This is a genomic window from Bradyrhizobium sp. BRP19, assembly GCF_020194195.1.
Lineage (GTDB): Bacteria > Pseudomonadota > Alphaproteobacteria > Rhizobiales > Xanthobacteraceae > Bradyrhizobium > Bradyrhizobium yuanmingense.
The window spans coordinates 354011-373310 of sequence record NZ_JADYVZ010000002.1 but is presented as its reverse complement, the minus strand read 5'-3'; the positions used below and the strand labels follow the sequence as shown (position 1 = coordinate 373310).

At 65.5% G+C, this 19300-nt stretch carries 18 protein-coding genes; 6 read left to right on the top strand and 12 right to left on the bottom strand.

Annotated elements, in window-relative coordinates; translation table 11 throughout:
• Positions 1-20: 20 nt before the first annotated feature.
• Both mdcA and I6F36_RS07485 read left to right on the top strand, forming a co-directional pair.
• Positions 21-1667, top strand: coding sequence for a malonate decarboxylase subunit alpha (gene mdcA, locus I6F36_RS07490; RefSeq protein ID WP_225171229.1), 1647 nt, complete (start codon positions 21-23; stop codon positions 1665-1667).
• 12 nt (positions 1668-1679) lie between these two features.
• Positions 1680-2960 carry a malonyl-CoA decarboxylase family protein gene (locus tag I6F36_RS07485; RefSeq protein ID WP_225171228.1) on the top strand — a complete coding sequence of 427 codons (1281 nt, stop codon included), beginning with the start codon at positions 1680-1682 and terminating at the stop codon, positions 2958-2960.
• Between the two features lie 21 nt (positions 2961-2981).
• On the opposite strand, the gene I6F36_RS07480 is transcribed toward I6F36_RS07485, so the two are convergent.
• From I6F36_RS07480 to I6F36_RS07470, 3 genes are all read right to left on the bottom strand, one after another.
• Positions 2982-5240, bottom strand: coding sequence for a CHASE3 domain-containing protein (locus tag I6F36_RS07480; protein WP_225171227.1), 2259 nt, complete (start codon positions 5238-5240; stop codon positions 2982-2984).
• On the bottom strand, positions 5237-5659 hold the full coding sequence (locus I6F36_RS07475; RefSeq protein ID WP_036022871.1) for a response regulator: 423 nt from the start codon (positions 5657-5659) through the stop codon (positions 5237-5239). The genes I6F36_RS07480 and I6F36_RS07475 overlap by 4 nt, the downstream gene beginning before the upstream one ends.
• 238 nt (positions 5660-5897) lie before the next feature.
• On the bottom strand, positions 5898-6611 hold the full coding sequence (locus I6F36_RS07470) for a BA14K family protein (protein ID WP_225113967.1): 714 nt from the start codon (positions 6609-6611) through the stop codon (positions 5898-5900).
• A gap of 240 nt (positions 6612-6851) precedes the next feature.
• On the opposite strand from I6F36_RS07470, the gene I6F36_RS07465 reads away from it, so the two are divergent.
• The gene (locus I6F36_RS07465) at positions 6852-7259 is read left to right on the top strand and encodes an NADH:ubiquinone oxidoreductase subunit NDUFA12 (RefSeq protein ID WP_225171226.1); all 408 of its coding nucleotides are present in this window, start codon (positions 6852-6854) and stop codon (positions 7257-7259) included.
• Positions 7260-7681: 422 nt separating this feature from the next.
• On the opposite strand, the gene I6F36_RS07460 is transcribed toward I6F36_RS07465, so the two are convergent.
• A complete protein-coding gene (locus I6F36_RS07460) occupies positions 7682-8368 on the bottom strand; it encodes a DJ-1/PfpI family protein (protein ID WP_225125580.1) in 687 nt (228 codons plus the stop codon).
• Between the two features lie 104 nt (positions 8369-8472).
• Between I6F36_RS07460 and I6F36_RS07455 the strand changes: the two genes are divergently transcribed.
• On the top strand, positions 8473-9411 hold the full coding sequence (locus tag I6F36_RS07455; RefSeq protein WP_225125578.1) for a GlxA family transcriptional regulator: 939 nt from the start codon (positions 8473-8475) through the stop codon (positions 9409-9411).
• Between the two features lie 67 nt (positions 9412-9478).
• Here the strand turns inward: I6F36_RS07455 and bla are convergent, their stop codons facing one another.
• Complete coding sequence (bla, locus tag I6F36_RS07450) at positions 9479-10261, bottom strand: class A beta-lactamase (RefSeq protein ID WP_346275592.1); 783 nt, start codon at positions 10259-10261, stop codon at positions 9479-9481.
• A 200-nt stretch (positions 10262-10461) separates the two neighbouring features.
• Between bla and I6F36_RS07445 the strand changes: the two genes are divergently transcribed.
• A complete protein-coding gene (locus tag I6F36_RS07445; RefSeq protein WP_346275590.1) occupies positions 10462-11358 on the top strand; it encodes a LysR family transcriptional regulator in 897 nt (298 codons plus the stop codon).
• A gap of 42 nt (positions 11359-11400) precedes the next feature.
• Here the strand turns inward: I6F36_RS07445 and I6F36_RS07440 are convergent, their stop codons facing one another.
• A complete protein-coding gene (locus I6F36_RS07440; RefSeq protein WP_036000102.1) occupies positions 11401-11655 on the bottom strand; it encodes a PepSY domain-containing protein in 255 nt (84 codons plus the stop codon).
• Positions 11656-11693: 38 nt separating this feature from the next.
• On the bottom strand, positions 11694-12740 hold the full coding sequence (locus tag I6F36_RS07435) for a Na+-dependent transporter (protein ID WP_225171225.1): 1047 nt from the start codon (positions 12738-12740) through the stop codon (positions 11694-11696).
• Positions 12741-12944: 204 nt separating this feature from the next.
• On the opposite strand from I6F36_RS07435, the gene I6F36_RS07430 reads away from it, so the two are divergent.
• Positions 12945-13973 (top strand): DUF2155 domain-containing protein, encoded by a 1029-nt coding sequence (locus I6F36_RS07430; RefSeq protein WP_036000100.1) that lies wholly within the window; start codon positions 12945-12947, stop codon positions 13971-13973.
• Positions 13974-13985: 12 nt separating this feature from the next.
• Here I6F36_RS07430 and aat read toward each other — a convergent pair whose 3' ends face one another.
• The 5 genes from aat to accC all read right to left on the bottom strand — a co-directional run bounded on the left by aat (position 13986) and on the right by accC (position 19262).
• Positions 13986-14666 carry a leucyl/phenylalanyl-tRNA--protein transferase gene (gene aat / locus I6F36_RS07425; RefSeq protein ID WP_036000098.1) on the bottom strand — a complete coding sequence of 227 codons (681 nt, stop codon included), beginning with the start codon at positions 14664-14666 and terminating at the stop codon, positions 13986-13988.
• A gap of 55 nt (positions 14667-14721) precedes the next feature.
• A complete protein-coding gene (locus I6F36_RS07420; protein ID WP_225113972.1) occupies positions 14722-15837 on the bottom strand; it encodes a sensor histidine kinase in 1116 nt (371 codons plus the stop codon).
• Complete coding sequence (locus I6F36_RS07415) at positions 15834-16274, bottom strand: response regulator (RefSeq protein ID WP_036000093.1); 441 nt, start codon at positions 16272-16274, stop codon at positions 15834-15836. The genes I6F36_RS07420 and I6F36_RS07415 overlap by 4 nt, the downstream gene beginning before the upstream one ends.
• On the bottom strand, positions 16271-17797 hold the full coding sequence (locus tag I6F36_RS07410) for an ATP-binding protein (protein ID WP_036022881.1): 1527 nt from the start codon (positions 17795-17797) through the stop codon (positions 16271-16273). The genes I6F36_RS07415 and I6F36_RS07410 overlap by 4 nt, the downstream gene beginning before the upstream one ends.
• 106 nt (positions 17798-17903) lie before the next feature.
• On the bottom strand, positions 17904-19262 hold the full coding sequence (gene accC, locus I6F36_RS07405) for an acetyl-CoA carboxylase biotin carboxylase subunit (protein ID WP_036022882.1): 1359 nt from the start codon (positions 19260-19262) through the stop codon (positions 17904-17906).
• Between the last annotated feature and the right edge of the window lie 38 nt (positions 19263-19300).

The following is a 19300-nucleotide window of genomic DNA, read 5'->3' as shown; positions in this document are numbered from 1 at the left end:
TCGAGCGAAGGAGGTTCATCATGCACGCCACATCACGACCGGGAGCGGATCGCTTCGCGAGGCTAGCTCGGGCCGCCACGATCTGCTCTGAAAAGCTCTGCCCTGCCGAGCGCGCGACCGAGTTGCTCGAAGCGATCATCGAGCCGGGCGACCGCGTTGCCATCGAGGGCGACAATCAGAAGCAGGCCGATTTTCTTGCCGCCGCCCTGACGAGCGTGGATCCGGCGCAGATTCACGATCTGCACATGGTGCAGTCGGTGCTGGCGCTGCCCGATCATCTCGCCGTGTTCGAGCGCGGTGTCGCCAATCGGCTCGATTTTGCCTTCGCAGGTCCGCAGAGCCGCAAGCTCGCCGAACTGGTCGGCATCGGCACGGTGAAGATCGGCGCAATCCATACCTATCTCGAGCTCTATGCTCGGATGTTGGTGGACCTGACGCCGCACGTGGCGCTGATCGTCGCCGACAAGGCCGACCGCAACGGCAATCTCTACACCGGTCCCAACACCGAAGACACGCCGACCATCGCCGAAGCCGCGGCCTTTCGCGGCGGCATAGTCGTGGCGCAAGTCAACGAGATCGTTGACCGGTTGCCGCGAGTAGACGTCCCCGGCGACTGGGTCGATTTCGTCATACCGAGCCCAAAGCCTTACGCGATCGAGCCTCTGTTCACGCGCGACCCCGCCAAAGTAAGGGACGAGAACGTGCTGATGGCGATGATGGCGATTGCTGCGGTCTATGAGCCATTTGAGGTCCGGCGGCTCAACCACGGCATCGGTTACGCCACCGCGGCGATCGAGCTGATCCTCCCGACATTTGCCGCCCGGCGGGGCCTGAAGGGCAAGATCGCGAGCCAATTCGTGCTCAACCCGCACCCGACCCTGATCCCGGCGATCGAAGCCGGCTTCGTCGACGGCGTCTATTGCTTCGGCTCCGAGCTCGGTATGGAGCGCTACGTCGCAAAGCACGCCGATATATTCCCGATCGGCGCCGACGGCAGCCTGCGGTCGAACCGGGCACTGGCGCAGGTCGCCGGACAATATGCCTGCGACATGTTTGTTGGCGCCACGCTGCAAATCGACGCGCGAGGCAACAGTTCGACGGCCACAAAAGACCGGATCGCAGGCTTCGGCGGTGCGCCGAACATGGGCGCGGATGCACGCGGTCGTCGCCACGACAGCCCCACCTGGCTTCGCGCCGGTCAGGAAGCAGGCGATCCCTTACGCGGGCGCAAGCTTGTGGTGCAGATGGTGCAGACCCATCAGCCAAACGGCACGCCCAGTTTTGTCGAGCGTCTGGACGCGTTCGATCTGGCCGCCTCCGCCGGCTTCGCATTGCCGCCGGTGATGATCTATGGCGACGACGTGAGCCATGTCATCACCGAGAAGGCCGTGGCGAACCTGTTGCGCTGCCGATCACCGCAAGATCGCGAGGCGGCATTGCGCGCGATCGCCGGCGACACCGAATTTGGCAAGCGCCAATCGCCTGACACAACCGAGAGCCTCCGCCGTCGCGGCATCGTGATGTTTCCGGCAGACCTTGGCATCGACGTCGGCACGGCGACGCGCGATCAGCTCGCCGCCAAGACGATCGATGACCTCGTGGCCGCCTCGAGCGGACTCTACGCGCCACCGGCCAAGTTCCGCCGCGCCGTCACCGCCCAAGCTTGAGGAGGAATAGTCATGTCCGCAATCCGCCAAACTTTCAACGATCCATCCAGCACGACAATGCCGCCGCTCGATCGCGCGAAGCAGCTCGCAGCATCGCTGCTCTCCGAGCGCAGCCAGGCCTCAGGAGCGCTGGTCGCGCGGCAATTGCGCGAGATGCTTGGTGCACTCGACGACAACGATCGCCGCTGCTTTCAGCGCTATCTCGCCACGGAATTCCATCCTCACGGTCCGGCTTTGCGCGCGGCGGCGCAGCGCTACCTCGCCGAAAGCACCGCAGAAGCCGCGGCCGCACTCGCGCGTGCTGCCGAGCCGCCGCGCCAGGAACTGCTGCGGCGAATCAACATGGCACCCGGCGGGATCAGCGCTCTGATCGCGATTCGCAGCGAAATTGCTTCATACATGCGCACTGACCCCGAACTGAAGTTGCTCGACGCGGATCTCAAGCATTTGTTCGCCTCATGGTTCAACCGCGGCTTCATCGAGTTGCGGCGCATCGACTGGCAGACACCGGCCGCGGTGCTGGAAAAGCTGATCGCCTACGAAGCCGTGCACGAAATCAAGGGCTGGGACGACCTGCGCCGGCGCCTTGCACCCGATCGGCGCTGCTTTGGCTTCTTTCATCCCGCACTTCCAGGCGAGCCACTGATTTTCGTCGAGGTTGCTTTGGTGGAAGGACTGGCCACGGCCGTGCAGCCGTTGTTGTCGCAGGACGACGGTGAAGCCATCGCGCAGCAACGCGCCGCGCGCGCCGACACCGCGATCTTCTACTCGATCTCCAATTGTCAGGACGGCCTGCGCGGCGTGGCGTTCGGCAATTTCCTGATCAAGCAGGTCGTTGAAGAGCTGCAGTCGGAGTTTCCGCAGCTGAAGCGTTTTTCCACCCTATCTCCGGTACCGGGATTTCGGCAATGGCTCGCTAATCGGCTTGCAAATGCAAGTGATCTCGATGCGGCGCTGTTATCGCAACTGGAGAGCGATAGCTGGTGGAATGACCCGGCGCAGAGCGAGAAGCTGCGCGTGCCCTTGCTGCGGCTCTGCGCTAGCTATCTGACACGGAAGCCCTCGATACGCATCGACCCCGTGGCGCGTTTTCACCTCGGCAACGGCGCACGGCTCGAGCGCATCAATTGGCTCGGCAATACCGCTCTGCGTGCGATTCAAGAATCCTTCGGGATCATGGTCAACTATCTTTATGACCACAACACCATTGAGACCAATCACGAAGCATTTGTACGCGACGGCACTATCGTCCGTTCGCCTGATGTCGATGCTCTACTGCACATCACCGACTGAGCCGCGATCAAGTTCGTTGCGCTAGCTCGGCGCCATCCCGCCGCCGTTCAGCGCCTTCCGGATCATCTCCGCGAGCTGGTTGCGCCGGTAGGGCTTGGTCAGCAGCAGCACGCCGTCGTCGAGCTTGCCGTGATGGACGATGGCGTTGTCGGTGTAGCCGGAGGTGTAGAGCACCTTCACGCCCGGCCGGCGCCTCGCCACCTCGTCGGCGAGCTCGCGGCCGCTCATGCCGCCGGGGATGACGACGTCGGTGAACAGCAGGTCGAAGCTCTGCCCGGCCTCAATCAGGTCCAGCGCCGCCTTGCCGTCGGACGCGGCGATCGTCTTGTAGCCAAGGCTCTGGAGCTGCGCGGTGACGAAGTTGCGGACCAGCGGATCGTCCTCGACCACGAAAATGGTCTCGGCGCCGCCTTCGGCCGTCGGCGTGACGCCGGTTGCGATGTCCGCTGCGCCTTCGCCCGGCGGCAGATAGAGCTTGATCGTGGTGCCGTGGCCTTCCTCGCTGTAGATCTTGATGTGGCCGCCGGATTGCTTGACGAAGCCGTAGACCATGGAGAGGCCAAGGCCGGATCCCTTGCCGACCTCCTTGGTGGTGAAGAAGGGCTCGAACGCCTTCTGCTGCACGTCAGGGGGCATGCCGGTGCCGGTGTCGCTGACCGCGAGCATGATGTAGGGGCCCGCTGCCACGTCGGCATTGGCCTGCGCATAGGCTTCGTCGAGCACGACGCGGTGGGTCTCCAGCAGCAGCTTGCCGCCGCCCGGCATGGCGTCGCGGGCGTTGATCGCCATGTTGAGCACGGCGTTGGTGAGCCTGGACGGATCGATATGCGTCGTCATCGGCCCCTGTTCCAGCACGGTCTCGATCTGGATCTGCTCGCCGAGGGTGGGGCGAAGGAGCTTTGCGATGTCCGAGATCGCGGCGTTGATGTCGACGTTGCGCGGCTCGAGCGGCTGCCGGCGCGCGAATGCCAAGAGGTGCTGGATCAGCTCGGCGCAGCGTTCGGCGGCATCGTCGATCAGCCGGGCCGTGCGCTGTAGCTCGGGCTGGTCCTTCAGGCGCTCCACCAGCGTCTCGGTGTTGCCGGAGATGACCGTGAGCATGTTGTTGAAGTCGTGCGCGACGCCGCCGGTCAGCTTGCCGATCGCATCCAGCTTCTGCGACTGGTGCAACTGCCGCTCGGTCTCGCGCGAGGTCGTCGCATCGTGATAGACCAGCACCGCGCCGGAGATGTTGCCTTGCCCGTCCCGCATCGGCCGGCCGCTGACCATGAGATGGCGCGGCGGGTTGCCGCTGTGCGGGCGGACGATCATCTCCAGCTCTTCGAACTGCTCGCCGCGCAGCACGCGCGTCGATGGCAGCTCGTCGGCCGGAAGCGGCGTGACGCCGTCGCCGTGAAACACGTCGGACAGCGCGCGCAGATTGCCGACGTTCATGCCGGTGCGATGCAGCAGCATGCGCTCGGCGGCCGGATTGGACAGCAGCACGGTGCCCTCGGCGTCGATGACCAGCACCGCCTCCGCCATGCTGCGAAACGTGCTCTGGAGCACGTTGACCGACAGGCGCAATTCGTCATGCGCGGCGACGAGGTGCTCGGTGCGTTCGGCCACCGCCGCCTCGAGCGCCGCCTTGGCGGCTTGGGTCTGCTCGAGCGAGCTCTGGAGCTCACCCGTCGTGCGGCGGCTTTCGCGCATCACCAATGCGACCAGGAGCAGGATCAGCACGGCGCCGGCGACGTCGATGCCGAGCAGCACGATGCCGGTGCGGCGCGAATCCTGGGAGCGGGCGGCGAGCAGGCGTTCTTCCTCCGCGCTCAGGCGGTCGAGATTGCGCATCACCGTGTCCATGAGGCCACGGCCCTCGGCCTTGCTGTTGAGCGCGGCAATGCCGGCCTGGTCGTTGGCGGCCCGCAGGCGCATCGCGGTGGCGGCGATCTCGATCCGGCGCAGCGCCAGCGGCTCGGTGCCCTCAAGCAGGGCGACCTGATCGGGGGTGTCGCGCACGTCGCGCTTGAGCTCGGCGAGGGCCGGCGCGAGCTTGGCGTGCACCGCCTGGAACTCGTCGCTGAAGCCCTGGCTGCGATAGAGCTCGTAGCCGCGCGCGGCGCTCTCGGCCCGGCGCAGCAGCACGCGCAGATCGGAGATCTTCTTTTGCACCTGGACGGTGTGGTTCACCGACGCCGCGTCGGACCGCGACTTGACGTCGAGGGCGATCGAGGCCGCGGTGATGATCAGGAGGATGGCAAGTCCAACACCGAGAATGACGCGCTGCGTTGGAATCAAGGGGCTTCTTTCTGGTCCTTCGGCGGCGCGCTCTCGCCCGCGCCGGCAAGGCATTCCCGGATCGTGGTCAGCAGCGCTTCCGGCGTGAACGGCTTGCGCAGGCAGCGCGTTGCGCCGAGCTCAAGCGCCATGCGGAGAAAATCGGGAGAGGGCGAGGCGGACGAGGCGAAGGCATAGCCTGACATCGCGATCAGCGGCGTGGCAGGGGCGCGCTCGTGAAAGATGCGGATGGATTCGAAGCCGCGCATATGCGGCATGAAGATGTCGACCAGCATGACGTCGAAGGCTTGCGATTCCAGCGCAGCCAGTCCTGTTTCGCCGCCGTCGGTCAGCGTGACGTCGAAGCCCTGACGTTGGAGGAGGACCTCGATGGTCGCGCCGACCATCGGATCGTCATCAACCACGAGAATACGCGGCATGACACTTCCCAGAAGATCGAAGTCCCCACTGTGGTTTGTGATATCCGCGAATCGTGGGTCCGGTCAATTTGCGATTGGATCGCGCAGGATATGCACGGTTTGGTGCATAAAGGTCCATTTGCATCGATTTGTATTTATCTGCGAGGGTGATGGAGCCGAAAGGAGCGAGGAAGGCGCCGATTGCAAAAAAGGCGCCGCATTGCTGCGACGCCTTTCGCCTCTAGTCTTCGCGATCTGCTTACGGGCAAGGATGCCGCCGGCCGTCGTAGCCGAGATAGGTGCCCGAGGCCGGGTCGTAAGATTTGAAGCGCCGCGCGCAATAAGCGGCGTCGCCGCCGCCATCCTGCACTACGGCAACCGACGGCTCGTCATAGTAGCCGTAGTAGTAGGGATCATCGTAATAGCCGTAGCCGCTGCCGTAATAGGCGTAGGAGCCGAGGCCGCCGATCGCGGCGCCAGCCGCAAAGCCCGGCCAGAAGCCGCCGTGGCGATGATGATGGTGGTGGCGACCGTGCCAGTGACGACCGCTCCAGTTGCCGCTGCCGCCCTGCCAATTGCCGCTGCCGCCCTGCCAGTTGCCCGCAACTGCAGCGCTACGGGTCCCACTGAAGCTCGGCGAGATAGCGGCACGGTCTGCCGCGCCCCCGACGAAACTGCCACCGCCCGGACGGACCGCGCCACCGCCTGCGAAATTGCCACCGCTCGGGCGCATCGCGGCTCCGCCCCCGAAACCGCCGCCACCGCCCTGGAACGCGGCGCCGCCGCCGCCCATGCGGGCGCCGCCACCGAAGCCGCCGCCTCCGCCACCGACCGCGGCACCTCCGCCACCGATCGCCGCACCACCGCCCGCTCCGACCGCGGCGGCACGACTCTGCTGCGCAAAGCTCGGGCTCGCCAAGGGAAGAACCAACGCCACCGTCGCAGCGGCACTCAACAATTTCAGACTGTTCATGGTAAACTCCTTTCCCGGAAAGCAACCCTGAGAAAGCGCGGGGGTTCCTGGGATCACGCCGGTTTGCGCGCGCATGGAGCCTCAGGTCCCGCCGCTGTACCGGGCATGAATGAATCGCGTCGGCTTTGCGGCAGGGGCGTGCGCGGCAGGCGGATTTGCGGGGGCGCCGACGCGCCTGCCGAACTGGACATTTCGCCCCCCGGATGGCATCAGGACCCCACGAAGCAGGGCCCTTGCCGCATGAAACAATTCTTCCTCAAGTTCTTCACCTGGTGGAATGGCCAGACCTTTGGCACCCAGCTCTGGACCAAGCGGCATGGCGAGCTGGTCGGCGAGGACGAGCAGGGCAACCGTTACTACCGCACGCGGGGCGGGGCGATCGATCCGGCGCTCGGCTTCGAGCGGCGCTGGGTGATCTATAACGGCTACGCGGAAGCGAGCCGGATTCCACCGTCCTGGCATGGCTGGATTCACCACGTCGTCGACAAGCCGCCGACCGAGATCGATTATCAGCCGCGCGAGTGGGAGAAGCCGCACCAGCCGAACCTCACCGGCACAGCGAAGGCCTATCGGCCCTCCGGCTCGACGCTCGCCAGCGGCAGGCGTCCCAAGGCGACCGGCGACTATCAGCCCTGGACGCCCGGCTAAGCCCCTTTCGGCCGACCCACGAATCACCATCGTCCAAAGCGGATGCACATGCATCCGCGCCGCGCCGCTGTGGACAACGGGAACAGCGGGGATGCCGCCTGCGCAGGTGTTGCCGCGAGGCGGGCGATGCGGCTCAATGATCCCATCTTACGGAGATGGGAGACCATCGCGTTCGGTTCGGGCAACAGTTCGCGACTGTCCCGAGATGCAGCGGCCGCCGAGGAAGGACTCGATCGGGAGATAGGCCCCCGGTCTGGAAGCTCCGACATCGCCCGATGTGAATGTGCAGCCACCGTGAGACAGGAAAGGCCGCTTGGGAAACCGAGCGGCCTTTTTCTGTCGTTGTTCGCCTCGCGTGTCCCGGGCGCGCTGCAGCGTGAAACGCTGCGCTGCGTCCGGGGTACAAGAGCAAGCCCGATCCTTTACGCCACCCGCTCGGCCGCGCGCTGCACCGCCTCGAGCCGCCGTGCATGGTTCTGCGCGCCGCGCTCCCTCAGCAGCGCCAGCACTTCGGCCGGCGCGGTGTCGGGTGAGCCCGCATTGAACGGCGGGGCTGGATTGTATTCCATCTGCAGCTGGATCGCTTCGGCCATTGTGCGATCGACCAAGATCGAGACCAGCGTCAGCGCGAAATCGATGCCAGCGGTGACGCCGCCGCCGGTGATGCGGTTGCGATCGACGCAGACGCGGGTCTTCGTCGGTGTCGCGCCGAACTGCGCGAGCATCTCCATTGCGCTCCAATGGGTGGCGGCGCGGTAGCCCTTCAGAAGGCCGGCGGCGCCGAGGGCCAGCGATCCCGTGCAGACCGAGGTGACGTACTTGGCGCCTGCCGCTTGCCTGCGCAGGAATGCGAGCACGTCCTCGTCGTTGAGAAGGTCGTTGGTGCCCTGGCCGCCCGGCACGCAGATGACATCGAGCTGGGGGCAATCCGCAAAGGTCGTAGTCGGCGTCAGCGTCAGCACGGAATCGCTCGGCACCGGCTCGATCCGCTTCCAGATCAGGTGCAGCTTTGCGTCCGGGACCATGGCGAACACCTGCAAGGGGCCGGTGAAATCGAGCTGGGTGACGCGCGGAAATACCAGGATTCCGATCTGGAGCGGTGACGACATGGGAGCCTCCGATAATGCGCTTGACGCCGGCAGAATGGCATGGTGCCCTCAAGTCAGAAATGGCATAATTCCCTCGCTTTCGGACATACGTTACGGCTTGGCCCATGATCGGCATCCTGATCTTCCCGGACTTCCAGCTGCTCGATGCGGCAGGTCCGATCTCGGCGTTCGAGATCGCAGCGCGCTACGTCGGCAAGGCGCCAGCCATCCGCGTTCTCGCTGCCAAGCCGGGGCTGGTGCGCAGCTCGTCGGGCGTCGAGATGATGGCGCGTGACTTCAAGACGGCGAACGCGATCACGACGCTGGCCGTGGCCGGCGGCAGCGGCGTTGCGGAGGCCGCGCGCTGCGAGATCACGCGGGCCTTCGTGCAGCGGCTGGCAAGGCGCGGCGTGCGGGTCGCGAGCGTCTGCTCGGGCGCCTTCGTGCTGGCCGAGGCGGGGCTTCTCGACGGCCGCCGCGCCACCACGCATTGGGCGCGGACGCGCGAGTTCGTCGCGCGCTTTCCCAAGATCAAGTTCGAGCCCGACCAGATTTTCACCCGCGACGGCGATATCTGGACTTCGGCCGGGATTTCCGCCGGTATCGACCTCGCGCTCGCGATGATCACCGAGGACCATGGCGAGGAGATCGCGCAGGCAACTGCGCGGCAGCTCGTTCTGTACCATCGCCGCAGCGGCGGCCAGTCGCAGTTCTCGTCGCTGCTGGAATTGAAGGCGCCAAACGGACGCTTCGGCACGCTCTTGTCCTGGGCACGCGAAAATCTCGACGCGCCGCTGACGGTGGAGGATCTCGCCGATCGCGCCGGCATGAGCGCGCGGCATTTTGCCCGTGCCTTTGCCGCCGAGACCGGCACGACACCGTCCAAGGCGATCGAGCGGCTCAGGCTCGAAGTCGCGCGCGAGCGCGTGCAGTCTTCGCGCGAGGCGATCGAGCGCGTCGCGGAGGTGACCGGTTTCCGCGACCCCGAGCGCATGCGGCGTGCCTTCATCCGCGCCTATGGCCAGCCGCCGCAGGCGCTGCGGCGCGCGGCGCGGGCGGGGTAGGGCGCCCGGCACCAGCCTCCACTCGAAGGGCCCTGCCGGGCTTCGGTGCGAACGTCAGCTTGCGCGGTCAACCGAATTCCTTGCCGACCTCTCGTCCAACGGAAGCGATCACCTCATTCTGGGCGCCGAAATCGACAGAGGCGCCCGTGAGATAAACTGCAACGATGAGCGCCGAGCGCTGAGGCGGCCATGCGATCGCGACGTCGTTGTTGGTGGCGTGGCCGCCCGTTCCAGTCTTGTCGCCCACGCGCCAGCCCTGCGGCAAACCGGCGCGCAATCGGCTGTCTCCGGTCTTGTTCGCGATCATCCATTTGGACAGCTGCTCCCGAGCCGCCGGCGGGAGCACGTTGCCCAGCACCAGACGCCTGTAATTCTCAGCCATCGCGTTTGGGCTCGTCGTGTCGCGAACATCGCCGGGCGCAGCTTCGTTCAACTCGGTTTCGATGCGGTCCAATCGGGTCACGTCATCACCGAGGCTGCGCGCGAAGGCGGTCAAGCCGGCGGTGCCTCCTATGTTCCTGAGAAGCAGATTCCCCGCCGTGTTGTCGCTCCTCGTAATGGCGGCCTCGCAGAGCTCGCGCAGCGACATGCCTTCCGGTCCGACATGCTCACGGGTGATCGGCGAATTTTCGACGATGTCGGATTGTTCGATGCGAACGCGTCGATCGAGGCCGTCCAGCTTGTCTCCCAGCCTCTTCAATATCGCTGCGGACGCAAGCACCTTGAAGGTGCTGCACATCGGAAATCGTTCGTCTCCCCTGTGATGCATCGATGCTCCGGTTTGCGTGTCGAGCACGGCGACGCCGAGCCGACCGCCGCTTTTCTTTTCAAGTTGTCTGAAGGCCTCCAACAGTCGTGTTGTTTCGAGTGTCGAAGCGCTCGAGATTTTCGAGAGGAAGAAATGTCCTGCGAGCACAAGTGTGGATGATCCGAACTGACGTCGCGTTAGCATCGTGAACTCCCATTAAACGTGCGCTTTTTTGCTGCGTGCTGCCGCGATTGACAAACGATGCTTCGTAAGGCCAACCATAAGTAAAACTTGGATCAGACGTGGCCCGCCGACCTCCCAGGATTTCCAATCTTCCGCTGAACGCGCTGCGTGCCTTCGAGGCGGCAGCGCGTCACCTCAGCTTCACCAAAGCCGGTTTGGAACTTCGCGTATCGCAAGCCGCTGTGAGCCAGCAGGTGCGAACTCTGGAGCGAAGCCTGCGTGTGGAGCTGTTCAGGCGGCTCACGCGCGGGCTTGTCCTGACAGAGGAAGGCGAGACGCTGTTGCCTGCCATTTCCGATGCTTTCGGCCGCATCAACCAGGTGCTGGACCGTTTCGAAAATGGCCGCATGCGGGAGACGCTGATGATCGGCGTCGTCGGAACCTTCGCAGCAGGCTGGCTCGTTCCTCGCCTCCAGGCTTTCACCTCGAGCCACCCGCAGGTCGATATCAGGATCCTTGCGAACAACAATCGTGTCGACCTCGGCGCCGAGGGCCTGGACTTCGCCATTCGATTCGGCGACGGCGCCTGGCACGGTACCAACGCAGAGCGTTTGGTCGATGCTCTCTTCACTCCGATGTGCACGCCAACGATAGCGAAGCGTCTCAAAGACCCGATTGATCTCCATCAAGAGGTGCTGCTGCGTTCCTACCGATCCGGCGAGTGGACGCAGTGGTTCGAGGCAGCGAAATGCAGTCAGCCCCGCATGACGGGCCCGATGTTCGATTCATCGATTTCGTTGGCGCATGCTGCAGCTCGAGGAGGCGGGGTCGCACTTTTGCCGGTCATCTTGTTCCGGGAGGAGGTCGCCCGGAAGCGCCTTGCTTGTCCCTACAACACTCGCGTCAATCTCGGATCGTACTGGCTCACGTCCCTCAAATCAAAGCGGCACACGCACGCGATGCAGGCATTCCGGCAGTGGATATTGGCCGAACGCAAGAGGATGGAGTTCAAATGAGCTTGGCGCAGTCCGCCTTGCTCAAGCGGACTTCGGCGATGCTCACTTGTCCGGCTTCTCGCTCACGATGGCGCCGGTTTTGGGATCGGCACGGAATTCCATCTTCTGGCCGTTCTTGATGCCTTCGCCCTCCCACCGGCCATCATCGGCTTCAAGCTTGGTGACCTCGGAATAGCCCGCCTCCAGGATCTTGGCTATCACTTGTTGCATCGGCATCCAGTCGGGGCCGGGTCGATCGGCTCTCGCGGCCGAGCCCAGCGCGAGCGAGCCGAGAACCAAAATCACGGCAAACCTCATCGCGACCTCCTTTGGGTAACAGACCTTGAACGGCCACCTTAGATTGTTGTTCCTTCACGGCGCTCCTGTGACACAAACGAGTGAACTTCGGCCTTTTTTGCCTCGCTGGACCCATTCGTGCGTGCCGTCAGGCGCCTTGCGATCGGCATCAGCATGTACGGCGCAAAGTGAATCGGAAACTGCGTCAGCGCGAAATAGAGCCAGGTCGTCGCCGGCAGCGCGCCGGCGGTGGCCGCCAGCATCAGGCCCAGATTGCGCTGTGACACCATCAGGCCGAGCGCGAACGCGCGCTCGGTGCCGGCACGTCGGAAGATCAGCGTGGTTGCGGCGAGGAGGGTGAAGTAGACCGCAAAAGCGAGCAGCGCGACGGCGATCGTGAACAGCGGATCGGCGAGAAACTCGGTTGCGACGTCGCCCATCACTGCGGAGGCGAACACCAAGAGTATGATGATGTTGAGGCCGTCGATCGGCCGCTTGTGGCGCTGGATTGCATCACTGCCCACCAGACGGCGGATGATCGTGGCGGTCACCAGTGATGCGGCGAGGATGCCGAGCAGCTTCAAGCCGAGCGTCGTCGGAGAGATGCTGAGCATGCCGCCGAGAAACAGGCTCGCGTACAGCGAGGCGGTGAATGGCACGAGCGCGGTCGAGGTCACTAGCGTGACCAGCACCAGCGCGGCATCGAGGCCCATCAGCGCGGCAAGCGCTGGCGCCGCCATCATCGGCGAGGCCATGCCCTGGAGCATCAGCGCGAGAGCAAGGCCTGGAGAGCTCGTGGAGAGCCCCGTCGCGTGGGCAGCGAGGGCGAAGATCAGCGGCACGCCGATCGTGGTCCAGGCGGTGGCGGCCGCGACCAGCGCTGGCCGTCGCAGATGTCCGTACAGCGCGACGAGATCGACGCGCATGAAGGAGATGCAGAGCAGAAGGAAGATCGCCTCGGTGACGTAGGGGCGCAGCAGCGCGCCGAGCGGCGGCACCGCGACCGCGATGAAGGCAATCGCCGCCACCGCGCGCGTGCCCTGGCCACCAAGCCAGCCGAGGGCACGCAGGGGAAGGGCGAGGACGGCTCGGACGAGGGAGGGCATTTCTGTCGGTATTATCGGCTGTGTAGCGCTTTGGAGGGCATGCTCGCCTTCGGCCATGGGGGTGCCCCGGCGAGGGGCTCAGGACTATCCCATCCGGGAGCCGGCCTGGCCAGACCGGGCCGGGAAGGGCAGGGATGCCGCCCTTCCCCCGCCGTATTCGGCGTGTTAACCGGAAGGCCTGCGAGCGGCGGTATCCCCTGTAGAATGTCCAACGAGCCCGATTCGCTGTTGAAGCCGCGCGAAATGTTCAAAACCTTTTCCCTGACCGGTCTTGCGGCGCTTTTGGCCGCCACCGCACTGACGGCTGCGACGCCGGCAGGTGCGCAGATCGGCACGATCTTCTCCGATCCGCCGCCGCTGCGGCCGCCCGGCAGCATTCCGCGCGGCCAGCCCCAGCCGCAGCAGATGCCCGAGGACGACGAAGAGGTGCCGGAGCTGCCGCCGCAGGGCCGAGTGCTGCCGTCGCGCCCGATGCCGCCGCCTCCGGGCCGGCAGGGCAACGTGATGCCCGGGCCGGTCGAGACCCAGCCCCTAGCACCGCCGCCGGGCTCGACGCTCGCGCCGCCGAACCAGCCGCCCTCGGCCGCGATCACTCCGCCGGGTCCGCAAGGCGCTCCCGGAGCGCCCGGTCAGCGCCAGCCCCAGCAGAAGGGCGGCGTGCCGCAGACGCCGGCCAGCCTCCAGCCGGGCGACGAGGTCGTGACGGAGCCGCCGGCCCAGAAGATCGTGAACAAGAAGGCGACGTTCTCCGGCCTCGACAAGATCACCGGGCGCATCATCAATTTCGACGAGGAGATCGGCGAGACCGTCCAGTTCGGTGCGCTCCGCGTCAAGACCAACGCCTGCTACACGCGTCCGGCGACTGAAGCGGCCAACACCGACGCCTTCGTCGAGGTCGACGAGATCACCTTGCAGGGCGAGGTGAAGCGGATCTTCTCGGGCTGGATGTACGCGGCGAGCCCCGGCCTGCACGGCGTCGAGCATCCGATCTACGACATCTGGCTGACCGACTGCAAAGAGCCGCAGCAGACCGTGGCGACGGCGGCACCGGATCCGGCCGCGGCCAAGCCGCCGCCACCGCCGCCCACGCAGAAGAAGGCCGCGCCCAAGCAGGTGCAGCAGCGCCCGCCGCAGCCGCTGCCGCCGATCCAGCAGCAGCAACCGGCGCCGCCACCGCCGCCACCACCGGAGCAGCGCCCAGGCCTGTTCGGCATTCCCGGATTTGGCCGCTAACCGAGCTGTTCGTTATTGCCGCGAAGCGATGATCTCGAGGGCTCGTGCGCCCGGGATCGCGTCGCCGGCGGAGAGCTTCAGGAAATCGCCGGGCTCGCCCGCCAGCGCCTTGTCGAGCAGCGCGGTATAGCGTCGCCGCGAGATCTCGACGGCGCCGAAGCTCTTCAGGTGCTCGGTGACATATTGGGTGTCGAGCAGCTCGAAGCCGCCGTGAATGAGCCGCGCGACCAGATGCACCAGCGCGACCTTCGATGCATCGCGCACGGTGTGGAACATGCTCTCGCCGAAGAAGGCCCGTCCCAGGCTGACGCCGTAGAGACCGCCGACGAGCTCGTCGCCCTGCCAGGCTTCGACGCTGTGGCAATGGCCGAGCTCGAACAGCCCGCCATAGAGGTCGCGGATGCGCTTGTTGATCCAGGTATCCTCGCGGCCCACTTGCGGCGCCGCGCAGCCGGCGATGGTCGCCTTGAACGCGGTGTTGACGGTGACGCGAAACTGATCCGAGCGCACGGTGCGCGCGAGGCGCGAGGCGACGCGGAAGCCGTCGAGCGGGATGACGCCGCGCAGCTCCGGCTCGACCCAGAACAGGGTCGGATCGTCGGCGCTTTCCGCCATCGGAAAGATGCCGCAGGCATAAGCGCGCAGCAGCACGGCCGGCGTGATTTCAGACGGGGCGGAGTCGCGCGAAGTCATGGCTTGCCATCATAGCAGGATCGCAATGCAGTTGCGATGGGTGCGGCCGGACCGCTCAGCTGGCGGCAGCGGTGCTGGTCTTGCCGACGCTTGCGGGCATGCGGCCGAACTTCAGCACGACCCGGGTTCCGGAATGCGCGGGATCGCGCTCGACCGCGGCGTCGAGCTTGGTGGCCATGGCCGCGACGATGCGCTGGCCCATGCCGGTGGAGCGCGGATCGGCCTTGGCGTTGTCGCCGACGCCGTCGTCGGTGATCGAGAGCAGGAGGTCATCGCCTTGCGAGATCAGCTCGACATGGATCGGGCCGGCGCCGTCGGGGTAGGCGTATTTCACCGCATTCATCACCAGCTCGTTGACGATGATGCCGACGGCGACCGCACGGTCCGGATCGATCTCGATCGGCTCGGCCTTCAGCGTCAGGCGCGACATGCGGTTGCCTTCGGCCGACCGCCTGAGATCCTCGAGCAGCGAGTCCAGATATTGATTGAGGACCACGCTCTTGAGGTCCTGCGAGGTGTAGAGGCGGCGGTGCACCTGCGCCACCGCGGCGACGCGGCCCATCGCGTTGGTCAGCGCCGCCTTGACCTCGTCCTGTGCGGCGGAGCTTGCCTGCAGGTGCAGCAGCGAGGCGATGATCTGGAGCGAGTTGCCGACGCGGTGGTTGACCTCGCGCAGCAGGAGCTCGCGTTCGGCGGCGAGCGCCGCGTAGCGGTCGCGCGAGGCGTGGATCTCGGCCTCGGCTTCCTCGCGCGCCCGTTGCAGCTCGGCCTGGCGCAGCGCGCCTTCGGCCGCGACGTGGAGGAGCGGGATGAAGTCGCCCTGGACGTCCTTGACCAGATAGTCGGCCGCTCCCGCCTTGAGCGCCGTCACCGCAATGCTGGAATCCTGCGAGGCGGTCACGAACACGACGGGCGGCGCGTCCGGGATCGCCATGATCTGCTCGAGCGTCTCGAGCCCGTCGAGGCCCGGCATGTACTGATCGAGCGCGACGACGTCGATGCCGCCTTCGGTGCTGTTCTGGGCGGCGGCGCGGCGGATGTGCTCGAGCCCTTCCTCGCCGCTCGCGGCATGGACGACCCGGAAGCCGCGCCGCGTCAGGCCGCGATCGACCAGGCGCGCCAGCGCCCCGTCGTCGTCAATGTAGAGCAGTGTCGGCGTGCGCTGGTTCATGTGGCGGCGGGCGGGACCTGGATGACCGAGAAGAACAGACCGAGCTGCCGGATGGCGTTGGCGAAATTCTCGTAGTTGACGGGCTTGGTGATGTAGACGTTGCAGCCGAGCTCGTAGCAGCGCTTGATCTCCTGGGAATCGTCGGTGGTGGTCAGCACCACCACGGGCGAGGCCTTCAGGTACTTGTTCTCCTTGATCTGCTTCAGGATGTCGATCCCGGTCATGTCTGGGAGGTTGAGGTCGAGCAGGATCAGAAGCGCGTTGCCCTTCTGCACCAGCCCGGAGCCGTCGGCGCCGAACAGGTGCCGCATGGCGTCGGTCCCGGTGGTGAAGGAGACGATCTCGTTGTTGACGCCCGAGCGGCGGATATTGCGCTCGATCAGACGGGCATGGCCCTCGTCGTCCTCGACCATGATGATGGTGACAGGCTGGGTCATCGATCTCTGTTCCGGTTGCTCACGTTCCAGGCGATCGGCAGCGTGATCGTGAAGGTGCTGCCCGTGTTGAGTTCCGATGATACCGACATGGTGCCGCCGAGGCGACGCACAAGTGCACGCACATGGGCAAGACCAATGCCCTGGCCGGGCTTGTCCTGGGTTCCCGCGCGGCGGAACAGGTCGAATATCCGCTGGTGGTCCTTGGGATCGATGCCGCGGCCGTTGTCGCTGACCTCGAAGATAGCGTAGCCGAGCTTGGTCCGCCCGCGGATTCTGATCTCGCCGGGCACGCCGGGCTTGAGATATTTGATGGCATTGTCGATCAGGTTGGAGAAAATTTGCTCGAGGGCGAGACGGTCGCTCACGAGGTCCGGCAGGGGCTCGACGTGAATCTCGGCCTGCGCCTCGGCGGCCTGGTGCGCCAGCGTCGTCACGATGGCCTCGATCAGCTCGCGCGTGTCGACCTTCACCGGCTGGAATTCGCGCCGGCCCTCGCGGGTGAGGTTGAGGATGGCCGAGATCAGCCGGTCCATCTTGGCGATCGACGATTTGATGAAGCCGAGCGCTTCGGAGAAATCCTCATGGAGCTGCTTGTCGGCGCCCTCGAGCGCGATCTCGCCCGGAGCGGCGGGCGCGAGCGGCGCTCCATCCGCGGGGGCGTGCGCGAGGCTGCCGATGCGGCGGAAGATGTCGCCGCCGAGCTCTTCGAGCTCGCTCGTGAAGCCCATGATGTTGACGAGCGGCGAGCGCAGATCGTGGCTGACGATATAGGCAAAGCGCTGGATCTCGTCGTTGGCTTCGCGCAGATCCGCCGTGCGCTCGTCGACGACGGCCTCGAGATTGAGGTTGGCATCGCGCAGGCGCGCTTCGGCCGCATCGCGTTCGCGTGTCGAACGCCGCACCAGCCAGATCGAGATCAGCGCCAGCACCACAACCAGGCCGGATCCGATACCGGTCATCGAAGCGGCCAGGGTCTGGCTGCGGTCGGAGTTGGCCGTGCGGAGGCGGAATAACCGTTCCTCCTCCTGAAGCATTCCCGTCGCGACTTCGGCAATCGCCGCCGTGGTATCGGCGGAGGCTAGCTCGCGCACCAACCCTGCGGCCTTCTCCGGCTGACCCTGACGGATGAAATCCATCTCCTGCGCGAATTGGCCGAGCCGCGTCTCGATCACCGAACTCAGCTTTTCGATGCTCTTGCGCTGTTGCGGATTGTCGCCGATCAGGCGTGTAAGCCTGTCGAGCGCTGGCACGATTGCAGCGATGGCCTTGTCGTGGTCTGCCTTGAAATCCGATCTTTGGGTCAGCAGGTAGCCGCGGGCGGTGCTTTCCGCACGCCGGATTTCCAAGAGGAGGGCGTTGATCTGGTTTTCAGCCTCGATGGTGTGAACCACCCACTTGCTGTCCTCCCGCGCCTTGTTGACGAGGTAGACGGAACCGGCGCTGATCACGGTCAGCACCAAAAGGCCCGCCGCGAACAGCAGGATCTGCCAGAATGCGCGCCGTCGCTGGCCTTCAGCCGTCACGACGGTTCACCTGTCTGCAGGCAATGGAGTTCAAAACGCCCCCTTGGAACTGGCCCCAACCATCCAGAACGCGATTGGAGGCAAGGGGTTCCATGAGAGGACGTGATTATCGCGGCGCTGGTTCCACCTTGCCGGCCAGGTACTGCTCCAGCCAGTGGATGTGGTAGTCGCCGTTGATGATGTCGGCTTCGCGCACCAGCGCGCGGAACAGCGGCAGCGTGGTCTCGATGCCCTCGACCACCATCTCGTCCAAGGCGCGGCGCAGCCGCATCAGGCATTCGGCGCGGGTCTTGCCGTGCACGATCAGCTTGCCAACGAGGGAGTCGTAATAGGGCGGGATCGTGTAGCCCTGGTAGACGGCGGAATCGATCCGCACCCCGAGGCCGCCGGGCGGATGATATTGCAGGATCCGGCCGGGCGAGGGGCGGAAGGTCTGCGGATTCTCAGCGTTGATGCGGCACTCGATCGCATGGCCGATGACCTGGACCTCGTCCTGCCTGGCCGGCAGGTCGCCGCCGGCGGCGATGCGGATCTGCTCCAGCACGAGGTCGATGTCGGTGATGCTCTCGGTGACGGGATGCTCCACCTGGATGCGGGTGTTCATCTCGATGAAGTAGAACTCGCCGTCCTCGAACAGGAATTCGATGGTGCCGACACCGAGATATTTCATCTCGCGCATCGCTTTCGCGCAGGTCTCGCCGATCTTGGCGCGCGCGGCGGCAGCAAGCACGGGCGAGGGGCCTTCCTCCCAGACCTTCTGGTGGCGGCGCTGCAGCGAGCAGTCGCGCTCGCCGAGATGGATCGCGCCGCCGCGGCCGTCGCCGAGGATTTGGATCTCGATGTGGCGCGGCTTCTGCAGGTATTTTTCCAGATAGACGGAAGCATCGCCAAAGGCGGATTTGGCCTCGTTGGCCGCCGTCGATAAGGCGACCTGGAGGTCGGCCTCGCTGTGCGCGACTTTCATGCCGCGGCCGCCGCCGCCCGCCGCCGCCTTCACCAGCACGGGGAAGCCGATTTTCCTCGCGATCGCCATCGCATCGTCGTCGGGACCGACGGCGCCGTCCGAGCCGGGCACCACGGGGATGCCGAGGCGCTTGGCGGTCTTCTTGGCCTCGATCTTGTCGCCCATCAGGCGGATGTGCTCGGCCTTCGGACCGATGAAGTGCAGATTGTGCTCGGCGAGGATTTCCGCAAAGCGCGCGTTCTCGGAGAGGAAGCCGTAACCGGGATGCACCGCGTCGGCGCCCGTGATCTCGCAGGCCGCGAGCAGGGCGGGCACGTTGAGATAGCTGTCCTTGGACGCCGGCGGCCCGATGCAGACGCTCTCGTCCGACAGCCGCACATGCATGGCATCGGCGTCGGCGGTGGAGTGCACGGCGACGGTGGCGATCCCGAGCTCCTTGCAGGCCCTGAGGATGCGAAGGGCGATCTCGCCGCGGTTGGCTATGAGGATCTTGTCGAACATGTTGTCCTGCAGCGAATGGCGAGTGGCGAATGGCGAGT

What these genes read in the sequence shown, in the direction of transcription:
- mdcA (WP_225171229.1), top strand. Translation starts at nt 21, where the DNA reads ATGCACGCCACATCACGACCGGGAGCGGATCGCTTCGCGAGGCTAGCT.
- I6F36_RS07485 (WP_225171228.1), top strand. Translation starts at nt 1,680, where the DNA reads ATGTCCGCAATCCGCCAAACTTTCAACGATCCATCCAGCACGACAATG.
- I6F36_RS07475 (WP_036022871.1), bottom strand. Translation starts at nt 5,659, where the DNA reads ATGCCGCGTATTCTCGTGGTTGATGACGATCCGATGGTCGGCGCGACC.
- I6F36_RS07470 (WP_225113967.1), bottom strand. Translation starts at nt 6,611, where the DNA reads ATGAACAGTCTGAAATTGTTGAGTGCCGCTGCGACGGTGGCGTTGGTT.
- I6F36_RS07465 (WP_225171226.1), top strand. Translation starts at nt 6,852, where the DNA reads ATGAAACAATTCTTCCTCAAGTTCTTCACCTGGTGGAATGGCCAGACC.
- I6F36_RS07460 (WP_225125580.1), bottom strand. Translation starts at nt 8,368, where the DNA reads ATGTCGTCACCGCTCCAGATCGGAATCCTGGTATTTCCGCGCGTCACC.
- I6F36_RS07455 (WP_225125578.1), top strand. Translation starts at nt 8,473, where the DNA reads ATGATCGGCATCCTGATCTTCCCGGACTTCCAGCTGCTCGATGCGGCA.
- I6F36_RS07440 (WP_036000102.1), bottom strand. Translation starts at nt 11,655, where the DNA reads ATGAGGTTTGCCGTGATTTTGGTTCTCGGCTCGCTCGCGCTGGGCTCG.
- I6F36_RS07435 (WP_225171225.1), bottom strand. Translation starts at nt 12,740, where the DNA reads ATGCCCTCCCTCGTCCGAGCCGTCCTCGCCCTTCCCCTGCGTGCCCTC.
- I6F36_RS07430 (WP_036000100.1), top strand. Translation starts at nt 12,945, where the DNA reads ATGTCCAACGAGCCCGATTCGCTGTTGAAGCCGCGCGAAATGTTCAAA.
- aat (WP_036000098.1), bottom strand. Translation starts at nt 14,666, where the DNA reads ATGACTTCGCGCGACTCCGCCCCGTCTGAAATCACGCCGGCCGTGCTG.
- I6F36_RS07420 (WP_225113972.1), bottom strand. Translation starts at nt 15,837, where the DNA reads ATGAACCAGCGCACGCCGACACTGCTCTACATTGACGACGACGGGGCG.
- I6F36_RS07415 (WP_036000093.1), bottom strand. Translation starts at nt 16,274, where the DNA reads ATGACCCAGCCTGTCACCATCATCATGGTCGAGGACGACGAGGGCCAT.
- accC (WP_036022882.1), bottom strand. Translation starts at nt 19,262, where the DNA reads ATGTTCGACAAGATCCTCATAGCCAACCGCGGCGAGATCGCCCTTCGC.